The sequence below is a fragment of the Acinetobacter halotolerans genome (assembly GCF_004208515.1).
In the GTDB taxonomy this organism is placed as follows: domain Bacteria; phylum Pseudomonadota; class Gammaproteobacteria; order Pseudomonadales; family Moraxellaceae; genus Acinetobacter; species Acinetobacter halotolerans.
Window position 1 is genome coordinate 131535 of sequence record NZ_SGIM01000006.1, and the last position, 23126, is coordinate 154660.

Here is a 23126-nt window from a genome sequence, read left to right on the forward strand (position 1 = left end):
TTTACCCCTAGCGATCCACGTCAGCCATAACCACGTCAATGGTTGCCAAATAGATGATCAAATCAGAGACCAAGCTACCATTAATCACTGAAGGCATTTGCTGTAAGTGAGTGAATGTTGGCGTACGGATACGAGTACGGTAACTCATCGTCGACTTATCAGACGTGAGATAATAGGTACTTGCACCTTTCACTACTTCAGTCATAAACGATGCTTCACCTGCTGGCATTACAGGACCCCATGACACGCTCAAGAAGTGCGTAATCAAAGTTTCAATATCTTGTAATGTCTTGTCTTTTGGTGGTGGAACAGCCAGTGGATGATCCGCTTTATATGGGCCAGAAGGCATATTATCCAAGCACTGTTGAATAATTTTCAGTGACTCGGTAATTTCACGGAAGTGAACCAGAACACGCGCGTACGCATCGCCTTCATATTCGAGCGGCACATCAAAATCGAAGTTTTCATAACCACTGTATGGACGATATTTACGTACATCAAAATCAATACCTGTCGCACGTAAACCTGTACCTGTCACACCCCAAGCCAACGCAGATTTTGCATCGTATTGCGCAACGTTGCGGGTACGACCAATAAATACTGAGTTTTTAAGTGCTGCGGTGTAGTACTCGTTCAAACGTTTTGGCATCCACTCCAATAACTCTTTAACCAGTTTTTGCCAGTTATTTGGAAGATCATGCGCCGTACCACCGATACGGAACCATGCAGGGTGCATACGGTATCCCGTAATCGCCTCAACGATGTCATAGACTTTTTGACGATCTGCGAACATATAGAATACTGGCGTCATACCACCCGCATCCTGAATCGCCGTACCACAGAATAATAAGTGGTTATTGATACGGAACAATTCGTTCAACATGACCCGAATCACTTGCGCACGTTCAGGAACTTTGATTCCTGCCATTTGCTCTACAGCCATCACATACGGCATGTTCTGAGCACAACCACCCAAGTAGTCCACGCGGTCAGTATAAGGAATGAAAGAATGCCATGTTTGACGTTCAGCCATCTTTTCCACACCACGGTGGTGATAACCAATATCAGGCACACAGTCTTTCACTTCTTCACCGTCCAACTGTAGAACCACACGGAATGCACCGTGCGCAGATGGATGGTTAGGACCTAAGTTCAGGAACATGAAGTCTTCATCAGCGTTGCCGCGTGTTAGACCCCAGTCTTCTGGTACAAAACGTAGATGTTCTTGTTCGAAGTCTTGCTTAGCTTGGTCTTGCATATACGGCGTATATTCTGTCGCACGGGCAGAATATTCTTTACGCAATGGATGACCTTCCCAATACGTTGGTAACAAGATACGACGCAGCATTGGATGCCCTTCGAAATTGATCCCGAACATATCGTAAGCTTCACGCTCATACCAGTTCGCATTTGGCCAAATGTTAGTCGCCGTTGGAAGGTTTAAATCATTTTCATTCAAAGCCACTTTGACACGAATATCACTATTACGCTCAAGTGAAAGTAAATGATAAAACACAGTGAAGTCAGATGCAGGTAAACCATCACGATGAACACGTAAACGCTCATCCATCGCAGATAAGTCAAATAGCATGACATAAGGACGTTCTACTTTACGTAAGAACATAAGGACTTCTTGCACGCGTGCGCGCTCAACCCAGACTGTTGGAAACTCTTCAAAAGTCGCCTGCACGTAGAAGTTCTCACCAAATTTATTTTTGAGCTCTTCTACGATTGCAAATGCTGGGCGTGAATCAACTGGTGTTGACTCTGGCATAGCAATGTCAGTTTCAGCCATTGGTTTGGCTTCCTATTCAATACAAATTCTGGCAATTTTTTAGATGACCATATCCATCAGATATGTCAAAAACTCATCTTCAAAAATTATTTAATTTCATCCATAGAGCGCAAGTTTTTCACCGCAATACGTTCAGCATTTTTACGGTCGCGTTCTGGCATCATCTTTGGCTTATACACAGGCTGAAGATCATCACCAATTACGGCTGAAAGTGGGCGGCGCTCAAGTTGAATTTGGTCTTGTAATAACATTAAAGCTTGGATCAATGCTTCTGGGCGCGGTGGACAACCTGGGACGTACACATCAACAGGAATAATTTTGTCTACGCCTTGAACCACAGAATAGATGTCGTACATACCACCAGAGTTAGCACAAGCACCCATTGAAATGACCCATTTAGGCTCAAGCATTTGTTCATACAAGCGTTGAATTACAGGTGCCATTTTGACAAAGCATGTTCCTGCAACAATCATCAAATCAGCCTGACGTGGTGAAGCACGAATTACTTCTGCACCGAAACGAGATAAATCATGCACACCCGTTAATGTGGTTGCATATTCGACGTAGCAGCAAGAAGTACCAAAGTTAAATGGCCACAAAGAGTTTTTACGACCCCAGTTGACTGCTGTATGTACAGCATCTTCTAGACGAGTCATCATCACACTTTTATTGACTTCTTCCTCAAGTGGATCAGTTACGATTTGACGATCTTGTAATGGATATTGATCGGCATCCGGATTCGCACGGGTTAAAGTATATTTCATCCCGACTTACTCCTGTTCAGATGATGAGGTAGTCGGTGTTTTAGACTTAACACGACCAGAAGACTGCGCTGGAATTTGACCAGTAGGATCGACGATTAACTCTTCAATGTTATTGAATCGAGTAATGTCAGCGATATTCATATTTGGTGAACCAATTTTAGTTTTAATACCAGCCGCTTTACGACGATCTGAAGGTGCCCAGTTAAGTCCACCTGTTGAAAGTTCATAAATCAAACCAATAAGTAACACTAAAATAAACACTGTGGCAGCTGCAAAACCCACCCAACCGACTTCACGGACAGAGGTTGCCCATGCATAGAGGTAGAGGGCTTCTAAATCAAAAACGACAAAGAAAATCGCAACTAGATAGAACTTGGCTGACAAGCGAATACGAGCACCGCCCGCACTTACTACACCTGACTCAAACTGTTCTTGCTTGGCACGTCCCCAAGCTTTACCCCCAAGGAGTAAAGGAACGGTCAGCATAAAAACGCAAAGAAATGTAACGCCGATCACGAAGGCAATAATCGCCCAATCGTATGGAGTAATGGCACTCATGCGGGGATAACTCCTGGCAGGCCTATTTTTAACAAAGAATGTATGTATTGGCCTTCAAATACACCAAACACAAAATTAATTCCGCCAATTGTACCTGATTTCTAATTTCTCATGCTAGTTGAAGCGCTTTAGTCTTTCGGATGATTTTGTCCTTAAAATTACAAATATATCCAAGATCAAGGTTAATTCACCCTCAAAAATCGAATTAACAAATCAAACATAGCATGTTAATCATTTTTTTCTTTATTTATGTACCAAAAACTATCGCAATTTACGACCTATGCGCATAATTATTGCAGCTTGCACTAAATCATTGCATTAATACAAATTTATGATGAAAATTTAAACAAAATTTATATAATAGCGCGACCAAGATCCCGAAGGAAAAGCGTCAGAATGGCTCAACCTAGAGTAGCACTAAAGCCTCTGTCGCTTTTTCAATTATTCTTATTATTTACAGGTGTCATTCTTTTTTGTTGTTTACTCGGCATAGCAACCCGACAGCTCAATTTTCTTGCCTCCTTTTGGCCTGCCAATTCCGTCCTTTTAGGTTTGCTGATTCGTTTCCCACAAACACGTCATCCAATCAGTTTTATCGGTGCAATCCTTGGCTATCTCATTGCAGATAGCTTACAGGGTACACCCTTTCTGTTAAATATTTGTTTAACCTCTGCCAACTTAATCTATGTGCTGGTCACACTTGCCCTCTACATAAAATTTAACAGCGTCATTCGCTCAATGCATTTAGGCTATTTCTATTTATTTTTATTTAGTTTTTGTTGTATCGGTGGATTGTCGAGTGCGTTATTTGCAGCAATTACACTGCCTTTTTTTGATACTAAATTTGCTTTGGGCTCGTTCTGGCTTGATTATGGGCATTGGTTTACAGCAGAAATTCAGAATGCACTCTTACTTTTACCCGCTATCATTAGCACCCCATATTTAGCCAAACTCAAGCAACAACTTAATGCATTTAAATCTCAAATTATTCTAGAAAGCTTACCTTTGGTTGCAGTCATTATTTCAATTGTGATTGCCTACTATGATGCAGGGCCAGGTTCGCTACTCTATCCAATTGCACCATTGATCTGGTGCGCACTGAGATACCCTCATTTTTCAGTGGCGATTATCACCTCTATAAGCTGTGCTTTTATCATTCATCACGTGTCCCAACATTATTTATTACTTTATCCCGATCAATATCTAAATAATACGATTTCAATTCGCCTCGGGTTAATTATGATGACTATCGCCCCACTCACCGTGTCTAGTATTAATGTGGTGCGATCCAAGTTGATTCGAGAGCTACAACACACGATTGCTCATGATGAGTTAACATCCAGCTTAACCAGACGCCAATTTCTCCAATCATTACAACTCTTACAACAACAAGCCAAAAATTCAGGCCATACCACAGCCTTCTTAATGCTCGACATCGATCATTTCAAACAGGTCAATGACAACTACGGCCATCTCGTCGGTGATCTAGCGCTACAAAGCTGTGTAAAAACCATTCAATCCCTTTTAAGACCTCAGGATTTGATCGGACGTTTAGGAGGCGAAGAATTTGCTATTTTCTTAAATAACACCAATACTGAAACTGCTTACCATATTGCCGAAAAAATCCGCTTACAGGTCAGTCAAACGCCCATAGAGTCAGCACATCAACCAACTTTTTCCATCCAAATCAGTATTGGTGTTTTTGTTTGTACCGCTGAAAACCAACATTCAATTGAATATTTATTTAAGCAAGCGGACGACGCACTTTATCAAGCCAAAAGACAAGGACGAAATCAGGTGGTGATTTCGAAATAATATGTTGCAATTCAGCTAAATACTTTAATTATCTTTTTACACAGCTTCGGCAATAGATCGGTATTCTAAAGATAGACAATAAGGAGAAAAATATGGATCTAAAATTCGCACACCACTCAGATTATTTCTTTTTTTCACAATTACTCATACGTCATATTGAGAATTACGTCCGAAAACACCCAGATGCCGATAACGCAATTTTCGATTTAAGGGATATTTACGAATTATTTAGAGAAGATTTTGCATCAACCACAACAAATCTTGAAGGAATTCTTAATATTGCAGATGCTTATCGAGTAGAAACCATAAATGGAGATGAACGACTCATCCAAAGCTATAAAATAGACGTTAAAAACAATTCTTTGTTGGTTGATTTTAATGCAGATGCCCTACGAAGTTTAAAATCAGGTCGCCCTTTAATTGAACCAGACTCCTCCCTTCAAGAATAGACCACTCCGTATATCCAAAACATATACGACAAAGCCAAAGCAAACAGTGCTTTGGCTTTGAGTTGAAACATTTTCTTTAGTATATAAGTGCTGATTATTTCTTTAAGGTTTGCTTATAACGTTTTGCAGGCCACGTCATCATAAAGCGCGCACCGCCTAAGTTTGGACTCTGATCCACATGAACCTCACCACCAAACCAATACGCAATACGACTCACAATAGATAAGCCCAAGCCATACCCACCAGAAGCACGGGTACGACTATCATCTAAACGCGCAAAAGCCTCAAAAATCCGCGCTCGCTCTTGCTCAGGGATACCCGGACCATCGTCTTCCACACAAACGTAGGCATGACCATCTGCACGGATACCGCCACTAATACGCACTTTATGATCACAATAACGTACTGCATTTCCAACCAAATTCTGTACCACACGATGTAAATAACGACGCTCTGCATCTACTTTTAATACCAAGGATGGCGCAATCAATTCAATTTCTTTTTGAGTTTTCAGTGCCTCAGTTTCCATCGCAACTTGATCGAGCACCTCAACCAGTACAATCTCCTCAAAGTCTAAGGATGGTGTACCCTGCTCAAGCTTGGCATAAGTCATAATCTCATCGATTAAGGTATTTAGTGCTTCAATATCCTTATCAATCATATCGACTTGCTGAATCCGATAATTATAATCATCTTCCTCAGCCAACATTTCCATTCCAAAACGGATCCGCGCCACAGGTGTTCTCAGCTCATGCGAAACTGCTCGCATCAACTCCCGTTGCGCTTCAATCAAACGCTGGATATGGTCTGACATGTTATTATAACTTGATGCCAAGTTTGCCATTTCATCCGTACCTTCAATCGGTACACGCAATGACAAATCACCCGACTTCATTTTATTCAAGGCATAACGTACCTGACGAATTTTACGTTCGAGAGGCAAAATCAGACCATAAACACCTAAGCTGAGTAAGAAGAGGCTGAATAAGGTAATGCCAGCAGAAAGCTGAAAAGGCATCCAATTAAACATTGGAACTGGACCCAAGAGCAGAACCCGTGCAGGGTGATTCGGCATCGGCGAAACAATCGAAATGGTTGTTCCGCGTATACTGGCACTGTCTTTATACAACAACACACTTTGATCTTGACGTAAACGACCAATCTGCTCTGAATCTAAATTAATATCTCTAATATCTAAAATTTCTATTGGATAATAAAAGTGTTCTTTAATTTTCTCTAAATACTCTCGCTCCTGCCCCGGATAAAAAATCAAATAATCCAAGACAAAAATTGGCAGCGCCTTCATTTGACGCTCACCTAGCTTATCGACTTTTATATAGAGGAAATGCTGAGGATCATCTTTCAAACCAATAATGATGTAACCAACACCATGATTTGCATCGTAACGAACCACGGATTTTTGTACAGCGATACGTTTCTTTTCAGTCCGAGAAAGTTCGACTCGCGCTGCATCCACATAATAGATGGGCAATTCCAACAAATCGGATGCATCTGAAATCCAATCTAGTTTTTGTTGTTTTTCTGGTTGACGAGATACCCCCTCACTAATAACGTAGGAAATACCATCCGTGAGAGACTCACGATATTCTTGCGCACGTTGATAGTTAATGATTTGTACCAGCAAATAACAAAATGCGGCGACCACAACCACCAATACGACCAATCCAGCATAAATTCGCAAGAATATGCTGTTCTTCAGTACTCGACTCACCATAAGGGAAATGATTCCAAGTTATTCAACAACTTCTCCTTGTTAAAAAAGAGAAACCCTCCTTTACGAGAAAAGGAGGGGCTGAATTTTACATCCCATTGGTTTCTTTAACGAATAAATAACCTTTACTGCGTACTGTTTTAATTCGTTTCGGGTTTTCTGGGTCATCGCCAATTTTTGGACGAATACGAGAAATACGCACATCAATTGAGCGGTCTTGGCCATCGTACTCAATACCACGTAGACGCTCAAAAATATCTTCACGAGATAAGATACGCCCTGCGTTCGACGCTAACAACCACAACAAATCATATTCAGCGCTGGTGAAATCAACCAGCTCACCATTTAAGGTCACTGAACGACCGCCATTATCAATCACAAGATCGTCAAACTCGATACGTTGAGCGACTTCATCTTCAACTGTTTTATCTGTACGGCGTAATAACGCACGAATACGAGCCAACAACACACGTGGTTGAACAGGCTTAGCAACATAATCGTCTGCACCCATTTCCAAACCAAGTACTTGGTCCATATCTTCTGTACGTGCTGTCAACATCAAAATCGGTTGATGATAATGCGGACGCACTTCACGACAAACGGTTAAGCCGTCCGCACCTGGCAACATGACGTCAAGCACAACTAGATCTGGTTGTTCGCTGATAATTCGACGAATCGCGCGGTTACCATCAGTTTCAACCCCAACCTCTAAACCGTTACGGATCAAATACTCTTGTGTTAACCGAGCTAAACGCTCATCATCTTCTACGATCAAAATTTTCGGTAACTTTTCTTCTTGGCTCATTTGTTTGCCCCTAAAATTTGGCATATACATTGGTTCATGTTTTGCAATATACACACGTTTACATTGTAAACAAGTAGCCGTTCACCAAACTGATACACGCCTACCTCATTTTGTTATAATTTTATTAAAATTATGAATTTTAATGGCTTTTTCAGTTTTTTATGCTTCTCTCCAACAGAATGAATAATAAGTATAAAATTTGTTCCAATGTTAAACAATTTGTTTCTTAGTTGGTCAAAAAGAATTTAAGTGTTTGTTTTTTGAGTTATCCACAGAGTTATCTATACGGCTTTTTGAAGGGCTTTGCTATGCTATGTGTCTGTGAAATCAGCAGTTAAAACATGAAAAAAACTTTAGTAAAATGTCAATATTGATCTACTGCTAAAAATACCGTATCTTGTGTTTAAAATAAACTTTAACCACTAAGTCTTGTGTTTATCCCTCAAACATCGTGGCATAATTTTTGCTCGATTCAAACGGTCTATGAACATAAAAATATAGATGATAATGGAGCTATGCTGACATGAGCATCATCACTTCTACTCCCGGCCAACTTCAGGTTATTAAGCGCACTGGTGAAATTGCGACTTTTAATGCTGAAAAAATCTCTGTTGCGATTGGGAAAGCTTTTTTAGCTGTTGAAGGTCAACAAGGTGCTGACTCTAGTCGCATCCATGACCGAATCACACAACTGACAGAGATGGTTCTGAATACATTCAATCGCCGTTTACCATCAGGTGGCACGATTCATATCGAAGAAATTCAAGATCAAGTTGAGTTGGCATTGATGCGTACAGGCGAGCAGAAAGTTGCGCGTGCCTATGTGATCTATCGAGATCAACGTGCAACTGCGCGCCAACAAACTGGGGCAAACCACCATCCAACACTTCAAATCATTGATGCCAAAGGTCAACTACAACCTTTGGACTTGGATGCACTGACCACCACGATCGAAACTGCAAGTGCGGGTTTGGAAGGCATTGATGTACAAGCCATTGTCGATGAAACTGTTAAGAACTTATATAACGGTGTCAAAGAGAGTGATATTGCCACCACGATGATGATGGCAACACGTACCCGCATCGAACAAGAACCAAACTATACTTATGTGACGGCACGTTTGTTATGTAATGAGTTGGTCAGCACAGGCTTAGTGTTCTTAGGTTTACCAACCGATACTTCGGAAGGTGATGCTTTAGAAACGTTCTTAAAGAAAGGGATTGAGCTCGATCTACTCTCACCTGATCTTCTTAATTTTGACCTTGCAAAATTGGCAGCTGCGATTCGACCAGAACGCTCAAACCAGTTTACCTACTTAGGTCTACAAACTTTATTTGACCGTTACTTTATCCATTCAAATGGCGTGCGTTTTGAATTACCACAATTATTCTTTATGCGTGTGTCGATGGGTCTGGCAGTCAGTGAAGAAAATAAAGAAGACCGCGCAATTGAGTTCTATAACTTACTGTCTAGCTTCGACTACATGGCATCTACGCCTACCCTATTTAACTCAGGTACATTACGCCCACAACTTTCAAGCTGTTACTTGACCACTATTGGTGATGACTTGTACGACATTTATGGTGCAATGCGTGACAACGCAATGCTATCAAAATGGGCTGGCGGTTTAGGTAATGACTGGACACCTGTTCGTGCGTTGAACTCATATATCAAAGGTACGAATGGTAAATCTCAGGGTGTTGTGCCATTCCTGAAAGTTGCTAACGATACCGCAGTCGCTGTCAACCAAGGTGGTAAACGTAAGGGTGCGGTTTGTGCATACCTAGAAACTTGGCACTTGGATATCGAAGAATTCCTAGAGCTACGTAAGAACACCGGTGATGATCGTCGTCGTACTCATGACATGAACACTGCAAACTGGGTGCCAGACTTATTTATGCAGCGTGTATTTGAAGATGGTGATTGGACATTATTCACCCCTTCTGAAACACCAGATTTGCATGACTTAACGGGCGCTGCCTTTGCTGAGCGTTATGCTTACTACGAAGGCATTGCTAAAGAAAGCAATATGCTTCATAAGAAAATCCGTGCGAAAGACTTATGGCGCAAAATGCTTTCTATGTTATTTGAAACTGGTCATCCTTGGATCACATTCAAAGACGTATGTAACTTACGCTCACCACAACAACACGTTGGCGTAGTGCACTCATCAAACTTGTGTACAGAAATCACCTTAAATACTAGCCAAGATGAAATCGCGGTATGTAACTTAGGTTCGATTAACCTCGTAGAACACGTTAAAGGTGGTGTGCTCGATCGCGAGAAACTTGCTCGTACCATTAAAACTGCAGTTCGTATGCTCGATAACGTGATCGACATTAACTACTATGCAGTTCCACAAGCGAAGAACTCGAACTTGAAGCACCGCCCTGTCGGTATGGGTATCATGGGCTTCCAAGATGCACTTTATGAAATGGGCATCGCTTATGGTTCTGATGCAGCAGTTGATTTTGCTGATGAATCAATGGAAGTGATTAGCTACTATGCAATCCAAACTTCGAGTGATTTGGCTGTTGAACGTGGTGTGTATACAACATTTAAAGGTTCATTGTGGGATCAAGGTATCCTTCCAATCGACTCTTTAGACCTTGTTGCAAAAACTCGTCCAGAGCGTATGTTTGAAGTTGACCGTACTCAACGTTTGGACTGGGACACATTACGTGCCAAAGTTCAAAAAGATGGTATGCGTAACTCGAATGTGATGGCGATTGCACCAACGGCAACCATTTCAAATATTTGTGGCGTGTCTCAATCCATTGAGCCAACATTCCAAAACTTATATGTGAAATCAAACCTTTCTGGTGAATTCACTGTGATCAACCCATACCTCGTTCGTGCATTAAAAGAACGTGGTCTGTGGGATACCGTGATGGTCAATGACCTGAAACACTTTGAAGGCTCTGTACAGAAAATTGCGCGTATTCCTGAAGAATTAAAAGCAATCTTTGCGACTGCATTTGAAGTGGATACACGTTGGATCGTTGATGCTGCTTCTCGTCGTCAAAAATGGATCGATCAAGCACAATCATTGAACCTTTATATCGCTGGTGCAAATGGTAAGAAGCTTGACATCACCTATAAAATGGCATGGTTACGTGGTCTGAAAACGACTTATTACCTCCGAGCTTTGGGTGCAACCTCTGCTGAGAAATCAACGATTAATACGGGTGCACTCAATGCAGTGAAACCAGCATCGGCTGAAGCTCCTGTGGTTGCAGCACAAGCTGTAGAAGAGAAGAAGCCAGAAGCTAAAGTTGAAGAAGACGGTTTTACCACTGCGGCTCCAGTGCCAATGGCGTGTTCAATCGACAACCCAGACTGTGAAGCTTGTCAGTAAAATTCTCCTAAATCCCCCTTTTTCAAAAAGGGGGACTTAACTAGAAGGCAGAGATTATGTTCAATTTTAGCCATAACTATATGTTAGGACTTGCTGTTCTGATCTTTGCTTTTATTTTCTTTTATGTGCCCATGGTTTATGCATTTTTAGCCATTCGCAAACAACAGCGTAAGCAAAATAAGTCTTAGGGATTGTAGGTCTGAGTTCATCAAAATTTTGAATATCAATCGATAAAACTTAATTTTGCTTACACAATATAAGCGTATATTTAAGATGTCTTTGTTGAGATGTCGATAACAGCTATACACAACGAAGAGAGAACGCAAATGTCTATCCTAAGTTGGGACGATTTTGAAGATGATTCGCAAAAACCGACTACACATGAACACAAGTCTGCGCCCGTCGAACCGAAAAAAACGGTTGATACGCAGATGGTATCTGATGCAGAGCCTTCATCGCAGAGCATGGCAGCTTCACAATCCACTGGAGCCAGTGCCATCCGATCAACAAATCCCACCGATTCGTTGGCTCGAGCATCTAAAGCCTTAGAACATCTCGATGTTGCACCGGGTTTAGAAGAGCTTGAGATGGGTGCACAACGTGTGCAAGTTGATGACAAAGCGATGATCAACTGCCGTGCAGACTTGAACCAGCTTGTTCCATTTAAATATGAATGGGCTTGGCAGAAGTATTTAGACGGATGTGCCAACCACTGGATGCCACAAGAAGTCAACATGAACCATGATATCGCGCTTTGGAAGTCTGAAAATGGCTTAACTGAAGATGAGCGTACCATCATCATGCGTTCTTTAGGTTTCTTCTCGACTGCGGACTCATTGGTTGCAAACAACTTGGTCTTGGCGATTTACCGTCATATTACCAACCCTGAATGCCGTCAATACATCTTGCGTCAAGCATTTGAAGAAGCGATTCACACCCATGCTTATCAATACTGTATTGAATCTTTGGGTATGGATGAAGGCGAAGTCTTCAATATGTACCGCGAAGTCCCAAGTGTTGCACGTAAAGCAGCATGGGGTTTAAAATATACACAGTCATTGAGCGATCCAACCTTCCAAACAGGTACACCTGAAAACGATCAAATCTTATTGCGTAACTTGATCGCATTCTATTGTGTACTTGAAGGTATCTTCTTCTACTGTGGTTTCAGTCAAATCTTATCTATGGGTCGTCGTAATAAGATGAATGGTGTTGCTGAGCAATTCCAATACATCTTGCGTGATGAATCGATGCACTTGAACTTTGGTATCGATATGATTAACCAAATCAAGATCGAAAACCCACAGTTGTGGACGGCTGAATTCCAACAAGAAGTCATTCAAATGATTCTTGAAGGCACGATGCTTGAGATCGAATATGCACGTGACACGATGCCACGCGGTGTATTGGGTATGAACGCAGCAATGATGGAAGAATACTTAAAATTCATCTGTAACCGTCGCCTATCTCAACTTGGTTTACCAGAGCAGTTTGCTGGTGTGACCAATCCATTCCAGTGGATGTCAGAAATGATGGATTTACGCAAAGAGAAGAATTTCTTCGAGACGCGCGTAACTGATTATCAAACTGGCGGTGCTTTGAGCTGGTAAAAAATTAAAGAAACGTCACGCGACACATGAGTTGACATTTACGACACATGTAACGACATTACGCGACACATGTAATGCCATTGAAATAAAAAAATCCGATTTAATATCGGATTTTTTTATTTTTAATTAAACTAAATGTATTTCACTTTCAAGAAACCATTCTTTTTCGATTAATCTATCTTTCAAGAACATCGGACTTTTTGTATAACACACTACTGCCAGACTTTTTTCAGCACGACTACAAATTACATAGAATAACCTTCTGGTACGGGATAAAGCACTATCAAGCCCTAACGACTCATTCTTTATATCTGATGCACTTAATTCCTTAATACCTAAAAACTTCTCATAATCAAACAAAAAACCACCTGCTTCATCATCATCTATAATCGCCATTACTCTCTCAAATTGCAAACCTTTAACACCTTGATGAGTATCAAAAGCTGAACTTCCATCAATATAGGATGCATATTTAAATAATTGATCTATTTTTGCATCCAAGGCTTGGCTATATGCAATAAGTTCTGAGGACATGTTATCTTCATCGAGAGCGTGGCTATCCAAAATTAATGCTTGTAATAATAGTGGTGGAATGTTTAAGAGACTGTTTTCATAAATATAATTAAGAATAATTTTTATAGAGTTATTACTATCCGTTAACAAATTAAATAGTTCATTTTTTTTATCTCTTATAATTTTCAAATAAGATAACTGGTCCTCTATAATAGAAAAATTACGAAAAACATCGGAACTAGTTCTTAAAATTTTTATTATATTAAAATCATTTTTAGATATTATGGAGTTAATAAACTCACAAAATGTACCAACTAAAAACCTTAAGGATTGGGTATCTGCGGAACTTAATTTATTACGCAATGCAGAATCATACAATGGCTTATAAAATATATGAAATCCAGAACGAGTTGCAGCCATATGATGCTCTAAAATTAAGGTTTTTATTTCAGAACGTGAATTCCATTTATCATCATTAGTTACCCCTCCCATAATTTTACATATTTCATCCTCTACTAACAACTTATCCAAACTCGGATTATTAGAATCAATAATTAAACAACGAACGACACCATCAAAACTAACTTTAGACTCTTGTTGGAATTTATCAGCATCAAATCTGATTTTATTAATTAATTTTACTACTCTTTTTGGGCACCTCCAATTTTCAACCTTTTGTGGTCGTCTCCAATTCTCAGGAGCAAAGGTGTCTAAGTCTTTTTTATTATTAGTAAAAATACGTTGCATATTGTCGCCAAACAAACCAATCACAAATTGATTATGAAATTCAATTTGTGTTTGAACTAATGCATCAATTACTTTTTCATAGGTATCTTGAGCTTCATCTAAAAAGAGAATCGGATACTTATTCACTAAAATTTTTTTAAATGATTTCTTTTCAATTAATAATTTTGAAAAAATATCTATAACCTCTGAATGCTCTAATGAGCTTTCCTCAACATTTGAAGAATTTGGATTATAAGAAAAACGTCTAGTTGACTCTAATGAAGATAATCTTTTTAAAGACTTCTTAATCCTCTCTTGTCGACCTAAACTAGTTTTATTGTTTAAATTTCTAGATTTACTTAAGGCTTCCTCCTCATCGCTAATTGTCTCTTTCAACCTCTCTCTAATTATTTCTTTAATTTCTTTTGTAAAAGGTGAAATTAAACTCCAAGCAAAACTATGTATCGTACTAACAAAAAAATTACTATCAAAGTTTATCCGTTCTTTAATTTCATCACAGGCAGCATTTGTATATGTTATCACTGCAAGCTTTTTATTTTCTCGACTCAGAGACAAAAGAATATTTTCTTTTATCTTCTTGAGTGTTTGATGCAAAGTATGTGTTTTTCCTGCACCAGCACCTGCATATAAAACGAAACTTTGAGGGGGTGATGAAGATACATAATCAAAAATTAAATCCTCTAAAACCACAGCATCAACAGACTTCATTAATTTCCCCTTTTATCAACTCATCAACACCTATTATTTTATTTTCTAGCCAACTTAGGCCTTCATCAATATATTGCGGTGTTTTTAATTCTTTAGGTTCTAGGCCATAAATTAAATCCATAGCCATATCAACCTTATTACTGTCTAACGCAGAAAAAATATTCTGCCTAAAATGATCAACGTCTTCACACTCCTCTGCCTTAATCATTTTTAATAGAACCCCAGTTGCCTTTATCCGCTTATCATCCTTATTTATATCTTTTTTAAAGACGGTATTAATCAAAGGTCTATTTTCAAAATAAACAGACTCTTCAAATGTATAAGGAAATGCTATTTTCTGTTCACCTTTAAAACCAAAAGAGACCTGAGTTTGGTAACTAACTCTTATATTTCCATTAGCTTTCTCCTCATACCCCAGCTTTAATAGATCATCAACTTGATCTTTCATAGGGAACCATTTTATTAGTGTATCATTATTCGTTAATTGACCTTTATTAAGAAGAGGAATGCATTTCTCATACTTTACTTTTTCAGTATTATCTTTATTCATCTTAATATTCCCCTCTTCGTCCATTTGGATTGTTTTTATAACTGAGTCTAAATCAGTAATAATCAAACAGGGTAAGTCAAGTTTTTCAATCAAACTTTGCAATCTATGAGCGTGTGCTCCACCGACAGAAAGGATTGAGATATAACTACTATTAAGTTTAGGAAAATGATTTTTAATAAAATGAGGTACTAACAACCTTTCTGCATCACCTTCAACCAGAATAATTCCATTCGCAAAAAATAAATCACAGTGAGTAGTTTTAATATAACGAGTAACAAATTTCTCGTTTTGTGATGCATTTTCATCAAAAGTTTTAGAAAGATCTACTACCTCTGCATGTGGTATCAAGTCACTATTTTTTCTTTTAAAGTAACGTAGATTTGAAAAGTCTAGTTCCCGTGCCAAATAGCTTGAATGAGTACTTACCAATAATTGTGTTCTACAATGACTAGGTTGACCATGACACAAGGTTTCATATGCTTTCTTTATAAAAACTTGCTGTACCTGTGCATGTAAATGAGCTTCAGGTTCTTCAATAAGAACTAGATGTAAAGGTTCTATGGGTTCTTGATCTAATCTATTACTTCTTAACCAAGACTCACGAAAATCTATTAATGTTAAAGTGATAGAAATTAACCGACGAAAACCTAATCCATTTAACCCTTCGGGGATTTTAATTTCCTCTTCACCATCATCATTATTGATCTTAAAGCGTATTGCACTTTCATGACCTAATGTTTCTATTTGGTCAATCTTACTGGAAATACTTATATTAGGATCATTTTTACTTCCAGGATATCCTAAGTCTCTTATTTCACTTAATATTTCTGAGAAAGTTTCCGTTAGAGTCGTATCAAAAGCACTTTTAGAGTCGTTAACTGCTCTAATTGCTACTAAATCATTAGCTGTTTTCCTACGATCATCATTATCAAAATGTGATTTATAAAAACTTTGGATAATTGTCGATAATAAATTTTTTGCACCATTACTATTAAAAAAACCTGCATCTTCACCAATGACGTCTATTTTTATTAGGCCTTTCAGAGGCTCACTAGTATCCAATATAAGCTCTTCTGTTTCTTTAACATATGGATCAATAACATATGATTTTATCTTAAAATATTTATCTAGATGGCGACTTAAAAACTCTTGTATATTTTCATTAGGCCAAAGATTACTAAGTTCAATTTGTCCATTCTCCGACATAACTCTCTTATTCTCATGGCATAATTCAACAAAATCATTTCGCAATTCTTCTATATTTTTAGGCTCTAACCTTAATCTCAAGCCAATGAGCCCCCCATCCCAATCCAAAGAAGGTAAAAACTCTATTACATGATGAATTTCAGAAGATTCCACATTTATGATGAGGTCTAAAGTAGGACACAAATTTTTCCACTCTTGTAATTCTTCCTCTGCATTCATTATAACTGTTTCATTAAGCCAAAATTGAGCCCTCTTATTCAATTGCCCCCAATTATCAAATGTAAAATCTGTGTATTTAAAACCTTCATTTGAAGATTCATGTTTTAGAAATAATTTTAAAACTTTCATCGCAGAGGTTTTTCCACTGTTATTTGCACCAACAAGAATCGTTTGATCTGATGAAAAACTCAGTGAACAGTTTTTTAGTTTTCGGAAATTTTTTATGTCAGCTTTTACTAATCTCATTTTTACCCCTAATTATTTTATAAAACATAATCTTAACATTACGAAATTATTTTGAAATCTTCTATAGTTTTGTAAATAAAATTCAACATATTACACAAAATACCGAAAAAACAATAAGTTAAATATAAATCAAACTTAATATCCTCTCTCAACTTGTATATAAATAAACCTATATAGACATATTTCTATGTAAGGCATTTTTTATGAGAACACCTGGTGAAGTCAAAGAAACTTTACAAATCAGAGGATTATCAATTGCTGAATGGGCTAGAGAGAATGGTTTCTCTCCAAAGCAGGTATATCAAGTTCTAAATGCCAAGCATAAGCCTACCCGAGGTAAAAGCCATCAAATCACAGTCAAACTTGGTCTAAAGGATGGAATTATAGAACCTGATTTTACTTTCGAAAAAATTAAGGAGACGCTGTGACAAGAATTTCATAAAGCACAAATAGAAACGGATCCTTTCGGATCCGTTGGTTCTATACAATATACATTGGGATAACAATAATATTGGTTAGGCTTTGACCATTAAGATAAAAATTAAGTTATTTCAATCCATTAGAATCATAATTTAAAATTTAAACTATTTAGCATACTTACAAACATGATGTAAAAATCACTTAGACTAGAATTTTTACGACATAAAATGACGCATCTCTAACTTTTTCTATCCCATAAATAAAACTAATGACTTAAATTAAATGACAAGGAATTAACCTACTTAATTTATAAATATATTATCTATTTGAGGAAAACCATGCAAGAAATAAAGCCCCTTTTAGTACAGTTAAATCAACTTGAACCCTTGCCAGCAAAGAACAGAGAAACGTATTTAGAAAGCCTTACCAGACGAGGCTATAAATACATGACTGCTATTACAGGCATTTTATTTTTAATATTAGTTATACTGGCTGTATGGCATAAGGCATCTCCCTTTACGGATCAAGGAAGAGAAATTGCTATATGGTTTGCTTTGTTAACTATGTTTATACCAACGATGTATATCATTATCGATATATGCGTTGGCTTAGTATCAATATTCAAATTTAAATCGCGAAGTTTTGATTGGTTGATACTTGAAATTGAACATGATAAAAAAGCAATTGAATCATTAACCAAGTATAAAAAAGAAACTCTTTTAGAAGTGCAAGATTGGCTTCAGTTAAAATGCTCCCGACTCAGTAATAGAATTTCTACATTTATTGGAAACTCGGACAAATATGCTGTGTTTTCATTAATAGGGTTAGGTTGGTCTGTATGGAAAGAATTTTCAAAAACACCATCTGTTTCATTTTCATTAACTAATGGGGACATAGTCCAAACCTTGCTGCTGTATGGCACAGCTTTTCTAACAGGAATTGCTTTAGGTGCAATGATTGTCAACTATCAAATCCAACGCTACAAATACCAATTAGAACTTATTGAATTTGCATTAAAGCAAAAAAATTAAAATGACAATTTATGTGTCGAGTAACGAATATTTATTATAAAAAATAGAGCCATCAGGCTCTATTTTTTTACGTCAACAATCGGATTCAGAGTTTGCAAGTTCACGACATGACCTACTACACCATCTATCCACAAATCATCAATTGTAGATACTTCTTATCCCCAACCCTGCGATCAACCAACAAAGGATTAACATAATCCAAGTATGCATATGGATTGATCCCGCATCATGCGACTCAGGTTTAAACACAGGTCGTGCATCAAACTCAGCAGAATTAAATTCCAAATCATTGAACAAATATGGGTAGTAATATGTTCGAATCTGTTTATGGTAATTCGTAATCTGATCCTGATAGTGCAATTGCGCAGGTAGATCGGTATTTGCAAATTGATGTAAGGCAACTTGCGCACCTACACCCGGCAAGAACCATCCGATACGATCAGTCCATGCCTGACGTTTCAACAATCCTTCACGATATTGCTGTGCTTGGCCAGCCACACTCTCGTCCCCTACTTGATGAAAGGCAAAATACCATTTCCATTGAAAGCCTTTTGCCAAAGGCGCAGTATCTTTCCACTCAGGGTGACTCGCGAAAAAACGTTGCATGGTTTGTTCTCGTGGAACTTCCCAAGCGCCATGCACGATCTGACGTTGTGCTAGCATTAAATCTACCCCTTGATGGACAGGAATAGTACGAACCAAAGCAACATTCGCTAATGTTGGGAGCACTAAAGTCAACATCACCCAAGCTCCCATCAATGCAGTAGCATTGGTTACTGAGCGCCAACCACGTGTAGCAACAAGTAGCGCAAGTCCAACCCAAAAAGCCAAATAACTTGCCGCGATGAATACAACCATACCCACCGTCGCCCATGCAGTACCCGCGACAACTGCACCAATTAACACAGGAACAACCAAGCAAGTTAAAAGCAGGCCATATCGCAATGCAACACGACGTCGCCAAATACGTGTTCCATCAGGTAGTGAAAGCAATAAACCTAAGCGACCAGACTGACGCTCTACAGAGATCAAATCATGTAACAGTGCGATCACAAATAAAGGAACCAGATAAATCAGTACAAATGCAAAATCAAATCGACCCGATAATGCCAATTCAGGATTGAATACTTCTCCTTCATATAATTGTGCCTGTAAACCCAAAGCCCGCACTCGCAACACATAAGGCGCTGCATCGCGTAATCCCAACGCTAAAAAAGCAGCATCAGACGGTGCATCCCAAGTATTATGAAAAGTATAATACGCTGGATAACCAACATCCCCTGCATCGGCATATTGATCTGCTATGGCAGCTACATCCTGTTCATGAATAGAAGCTAAATGTTCAATTGTCTGATGTTGCCGTTCAACTTCTTTTAAGCCAGACCATACCGACATGGTTGTCAGAGCCAATAGTAAGAGAATGGCCACGATAGAGAGAGTTGATCGTTGAAACAAACGCCATTCATGTATTAACCATTTCATCGTACAATTCTCCCGAGTCGGCTAGCTTGGAACCATGTGGCAATAGCGAGAGCGACTAACCACAACAATAAAATACTGCCAGCAGGTACAATTTGTTGCCCAGTTTCAGAGACTGTTCTAGGTTTAAACTCAAATGTTGGGAAAGACTGCCAATGCTTGTGGTCAATACGATTTTCCTTATTTTTATCAGTATCATCCGCATAAGTTAACGCTTCTGCTTGAAGCCGATTCAATCCTTGAATCAAGTCGTAACGATAATGCTCTCCTTGCTCTAAGAAACGACGGAAATTATCTAAATCTGTGCCTGAGGCTGTCATCGAAAGACGTCGTAATGCCAATGTTGGGCTGAGCCATCCAAACTGATCAACGATTTGGTTTTGTTGTGCTTGCAAGTCAAGCGTTGCTGTTGCATAGCGGTTAAACAATTCTGTAGATTGACGTTCACCCTCCATGCCGACTAAGCCTTTAAAATTGACTGGCAAATCCTCAATACGTGTAACACCATATTCTTTTAACACTTTATCTCGGAACTCAGTAAACTTCGGATCATCTGGATTATGCGCATCGCCTAATGCTCGATATTCACGTTGTGCATTAATTTCATTTTCCATACGGGTTGGAAGCTCGATGGTTGTATTGACAACATCTGGTATCCAGCGTGGTAATAAAATGACCATTACAGCCCAAACCGCTAACATCGCTAAAAGCACATCACGGGTACGTGCAAATAAGCTAGACATCAATACAACAGCAAAAGTCCATATGAGTAACCAGAGGATATAACCTGCCGAAAGCCACAAAACGAATGACCATAATGTCTGCCCACTCATCGCCATCCAGCCTAACGCTAAAAGTGCAGGTAAAATGATCAATCCAGCAAAACCAGTAAGTGCCAGCAACTTACCCATAACCAGTTGCCGACCGCTCACCCCTTGTGCCAATAAAACCCGCAAGGTACCCGATTCACGTTCACGTACAACCCCTGAATGGCCAACAAAAATTAATAGCAGTGGTGCCAACACTTGTAGAACAAAAGCGGGAGTCAACTGACCAAAACGTAATAACAAAGAGGATTGACGTACATCACCAAAGTTTGCACTATTCTGCCGATGCCCTTCTAAAAACAACGTATTACCGGTATAAGCATCAATACCTGTATCAAACGCGGCCAATGGGTTGAGTGGTCGAAATACGAAATGTCCATAATGAACCATTCGGTGTGGATGGCGATCGGGTTGGGCTTCAAATTCATGATTAACCTGCGCCTGATAATGCGCTCGCTCAGCATTGGTTTGATTTTGATGTTCCCAAGCATTAAATGTTGCGACTAACATTAAGACCAAGAGTAATAACAAACCAAAAACAGCAACTCGGTTTCGAAACAAATAGCGCCATTCTTCGCGGGCGATTCGCTTCACAACACTCATAGCTCATATCCGGCATAACGACGATGCAAGGCACGTACATCAAAGCGATCAACACCCGTTGCAGCTACCTCTTCAACCAAACGCCCGGCATCCAAGAAGCCAATACGATCCGCAACATCAGCCGCACTGAGCAAGTCGTGCGTGACCATTAAAATAGCAACGCCTTGTTCCCGTAACACACCTAATAATCGGTTAAATTCAGTCGTTGCCTGCGGATCAAGTCCAGAAGTCGGCTCATCCAACAGCAATGCTGGTACTTTACGAGCTAGAGCCAAAGCAATCGCAACTTTTTGACGCATCCCTTTAGAAAATCCACCGACACGGCGATCAAAAGCGTCTTGAGCCAACCCTGCCGCCGCCAATGCTTGGTCAATACTGTCCTGACTTACATTTTGATCCGCTAAGTCGAGTAAGTAAGCGACATTCTCTCGAGCACTCAAATGTTCATAAAGCGCAACATTTTCTGGAATATAAGCAATATTGCGTCGAGCTTCAGCAGCTTGTGTAATCGGATCAACCCCCTGTACACGTACTCGCCCCGCTTGAGGTGCTAAGAAACCAAGAAAGAGGCTTAGTGTTGTGGTCTTACCAGCACCATTGGCACCAAGCAATGCATAAATTTCACCACAACGGATATGTAAATCTAGTTGTTGCAGAATCGTTTTGTTGCCATAACCAGCAACGACCGTACTGGCCTCTAACACATAATCACTGGAATCAATGACAGTAGAAGGTAGCTTTAGTTTGTTTATACTCACTCGAAACCCTTTTATTCAATCAAAAGTGTGAAGCTCACACTGGATAGCTACTAACGAACGAATGGCATACTGTTTGTACTTTAGCGATCATAACCGATCACTATGCTTGTAATGCCGATATAATTCGCGACAAGTATTGATAAATATCTTTGTAATCAATACTTAGTTTTTCAAACTTATATTTCAGACCCAATTCAAAACCCCTAGCCTCCCCAAGAAAGACGTACGCATCTCTTCTTGCTGTTGTGGCATAGATTTCATCTGTTAAGTTTTTCAGCAAAAATGAAAATATGGCATGCCTTGATCGTCATGCTTACCATCATCTTTTGAATGTTCAATCGAGAGAGAAGTCAATAATTCATCATTGATTTTATAAAGAAGTGAAGCACTTAAAGCATCTAATTCTCTTTTTCCACCATCAAAATCCGAACCAATTTATCTTGTAATTGCATTCACTCTGATGGCTATAGAACGTTAACCACGGGAAAACTCACCAAGCCAAAATGAAATGTTATAACATTTCAACATAAAAGTGTATTTATAACATAACATTTACTGCACTTAAATAAATTTAAGTCAAAACTTAGGTTTAAGATTCGTCTAATTCAGTAATTTTGAATACAGACGCACATGCACGGATTTCATGGATGTAATTTCCACCATTGTCTAGGATATGTAAGCGAATGCTTCGGACACTCCACTCACTTTCGCCCAAGTGCATTAACCCTAAAGCTCAAGTATTCCGATAAGTTACCCTGACCAAGACTTAAAAAAGTGATATGAGTCACGTATTCTGAAACATTAAATACACAAAAATACTATCCAAATTAAAGTAAAATTCACAAAATTGTCTCCAACTTCAATTAAAGCACTCGCCTATCCTGATGTGTCTTTAATACGCCAATCCTCATTTAAATCTTTTCTCTCTATATC

General features: G+C 39.0%; 18 protein-coding genes. 7 read left to right on the top strand and 11 right to left on the bottom strand.

Going from position 1 to position 23126, the window contains the following annotated elements:
• Window positions 1-7 precede the first annotated feature (7 nt).
• The 3 genes from nuoC to EXE30_RS09035 all read right to left on the bottom strand — a co-directional run bounded on the left by nuoC (window position 8) and on the right by EXE30_RS09035 (window position 3117).
• Window positions 8-1795 (bottom strand): NADH-quinone oxidoreductase subunit C/D, encoded by a 1788-nt coding sequence (gene nuoC, locus EXE30_RS09025; RefSeq protein WP_004669858.1) that lies wholly within the window; start codon window positions 1793-1795, stop codon window positions 8-10.
• Between the two features lie 86 nt (window positions 1796-1881).
• A complete protein-coding gene (locus tag EXE30_RS09030; RefSeq protein ID WP_004669857.1) occupies window positions 1882-2559 on the bottom strand; it encodes a NuoB/complex I 20 kDa subunit family protein in 678 nt (225 codons plus the stop codon).
• 6 nt (window positions 2560-2565) lie between these two features.
• A complete protein-coding gene (locus EXE30_RS09035) occupies window positions 2566-3117 on the bottom strand; it encodes an NADH-quinone oxidoreductase subunit A (RefSeq protein WP_130162091.1) in 552 nt (183 codons plus the stop codon).
• 396 nt (window positions 3118-3513) lie between these two features.
• Between EXE30_RS09035 and EXE30_RS09040 the strand changes: the two genes are divergently transcribed.
• On the top strand, window positions 3514-4932 hold the full coding sequence (locus tag EXE30_RS09040; RefSeq protein ID WP_130162092.1) for a GGDEF domain-containing protein: 1419 nt from the start codon (window positions 3514-3516) through the stop codon (window positions 4930-4932).
• Between the two features lie 92 nt (window positions 4933-5024).
• Complete coding sequence (locus EXE30_RS09045; protein ID WP_130162093.1) at window positions 5025-5381, top strand: hypothetical protein; 357 nt, start codon at window positions 5025-5027, stop codon at window positions 5379-5381.
• 94 nt (window positions 5382-5475) lie between these two features.
• Here the strand turns inward: EXE30_RS09045 and bfmS are convergent, their stop codons facing one another.
• Together bfmS and bfmR are read right to left on the bottom strand one after the other, a co-directional pair.
• Window positions 5476-7116, bottom strand: coding sequence for a sensor histidine kinase BfmS (gene bfmS / locus EXE30_RS09050; RefSeq protein ID WP_130162094.1), 1641 nt, complete (start codon window positions 7114-7116; stop codon window positions 5476-5478).
• 85 nt (window positions 7117-7201) lie between these two features.
• Window positions 7202-7918, bottom strand: coding sequence for a response regulator transcription factor BfmR (bfmR, locus tag EXE30_RS09055; RefSeq protein WP_004669852.1), 717 nt, complete (start codon window positions 7916-7918; stop codon window positions 7202-7204).
• A 523-nt stretch (window positions 7919-8441) separates the two neighbouring features.
• On the opposite strand from bfmR, the gene EXE30_RS09060 reads away from it, so the two are divergent.
• The 3 genes from EXE30_RS09060 (at window position 8442) to EXE30_RS09070 (ending at window position 12886) form a co-directional block, all read left to right on the top strand.
• Window positions 8442-11276, top strand: coding sequence for a ribonucleoside-diphosphate reductase subunit alpha (locus tag EXE30_RS09060; RefSeq protein ID WP_130162095.1), 2835 nt, complete (start codon window positions 8442-8444; stop codon window positions 11274-11276).
• Window positions 11277-11332: 56 nt separating this feature from the next.
• Window positions 11333-11464: a hypothetical protein gene (locus EXE30_RS09065; protein WP_004669850.1), complete on the top strand. Its 132-nt coding sequence runs from the start codon at window positions 11333-11335 to the stop codon at window positions 11462-11464.
• Window positions 11465-11602: 138 nt separating this feature from the next.
• On the top strand, window positions 11603-12886 hold the full coding sequence (locus EXE30_RS09070) for a ribonucleotide-diphosphate reductase subunit beta (protein ID WP_130162096.1): 1284 nt from the start codon (window positions 11603-11605) through the stop codon (window positions 12884-12886).
• 126 nt (window positions 12887-13012) lie between these two features.
• On the opposite strand, the gene EXE30_RS09075 is transcribed toward EXE30_RS09070, so the two are convergent.
• Window positions 13013-14854 carry a UvrD-helicase domain-containing protein gene (locus EXE30_RS09075; protein ID WP_130162097.1) on the bottom strand — a complete coding sequence of 614 codons (1842 nt, stop codon included), beginning with the start codon at window positions 14852-14854 and terminating at the stop codon, window positions 13013-13015.
• Entirely contained in the window at window positions 14841-17075 is a 2235-nt protein-coding gene (locus EXE30_RS09080; protein ID WP_130162098.1) for an ATP-dependent nuclease, read from the bottom strand. Before EXE30_RS09080 ends, EXE30_RS09075 begins: the two co-directional genes overlap by 14 nt.
• Window positions 17076-17278: 203 nt before the next feature.
• Here EXE30_RS09080 and EXE30_RS09085 point away from each other — a divergent pair, with 203 nt between their 5' ends.
• The gene (locus EXE30_RS09085) at window positions 17279-17503 is read left to right on the top strand and encodes a DNA-binding protein (protein WP_130162099.1); all 225 of its coding nucleotides are present in this window, start codon (window positions 17279-17281) and stop codon (window positions 17501-17503) included.
• A 330-nt stretch (window positions 17504-17833) separates the two neighbouring features.
• Window positions 17834-18526, top strand: a complete 693-nt coding sequence (locus EXE30_RS09090) for a hypothetical protein (protein WP_130162100.1) — start codon at window positions 17834-17836, stop codon at window positions 18524-18526.
• A gap of 138 nt (window positions 18527-18664) precedes the next feature.
• Here EXE30_RS09090 and EXE30_RS09095 read toward each other — a convergent pair whose 3' ends face one another.
• The 4 genes from EXE30_RS09095 to EXE30_RS16125 form a co-directional block, all read right to left on the bottom strand.
• A complete protein-coding gene (locus tag EXE30_RS09095; protein ID WP_130162101.1) occupies window positions 18665-20008 on the bottom strand; it encodes a DUF3526 domain-containing protein in 1344 nt (447 codons plus the stop codon).
• The gene (locus EXE30_RS09100; protein ID WP_130162102.1) at window positions 20005-21435 is read right to left on the bottom strand and encodes an ABC transporter permease; all 1431 of its coding nucleotides are present in this window, start codon (window positions 21433-21435) and stop codon (window positions 20005-20007) included. The genes EXE30_RS09095 and EXE30_RS09100 overlap by 4 nt, the downstream gene beginning before the upstream one ends.
• Window positions 21432-22193, bottom strand: coding sequence for an ABC transporter ATP-binding protein (locus EXE30_RS09105; protein WP_213072745.1), 762 nt, complete (start codon window positions 22191-22193; stop codon window positions 21432-21434). Before EXE30_RS09105 ends, EXE30_RS09100 begins: the two co-directional genes overlap by 4 nt.
• A gap of 589 nt (window positions 22194-22782) precedes the next feature.
• Window positions 22783-22908 carry a hypothetical protein gene (locus EXE30_RS16125; RefSeq protein WP_265937116.1) on the bottom strand — a complete coding sequence of 42 codons (126 nt, stop codon included), beginning with the start codon at window positions 22906-22908 and terminating at the stop codon, window positions 22783-22785.
• Between the last annotated feature and the right edge of the window lie 218 nt (window positions 22909-23126).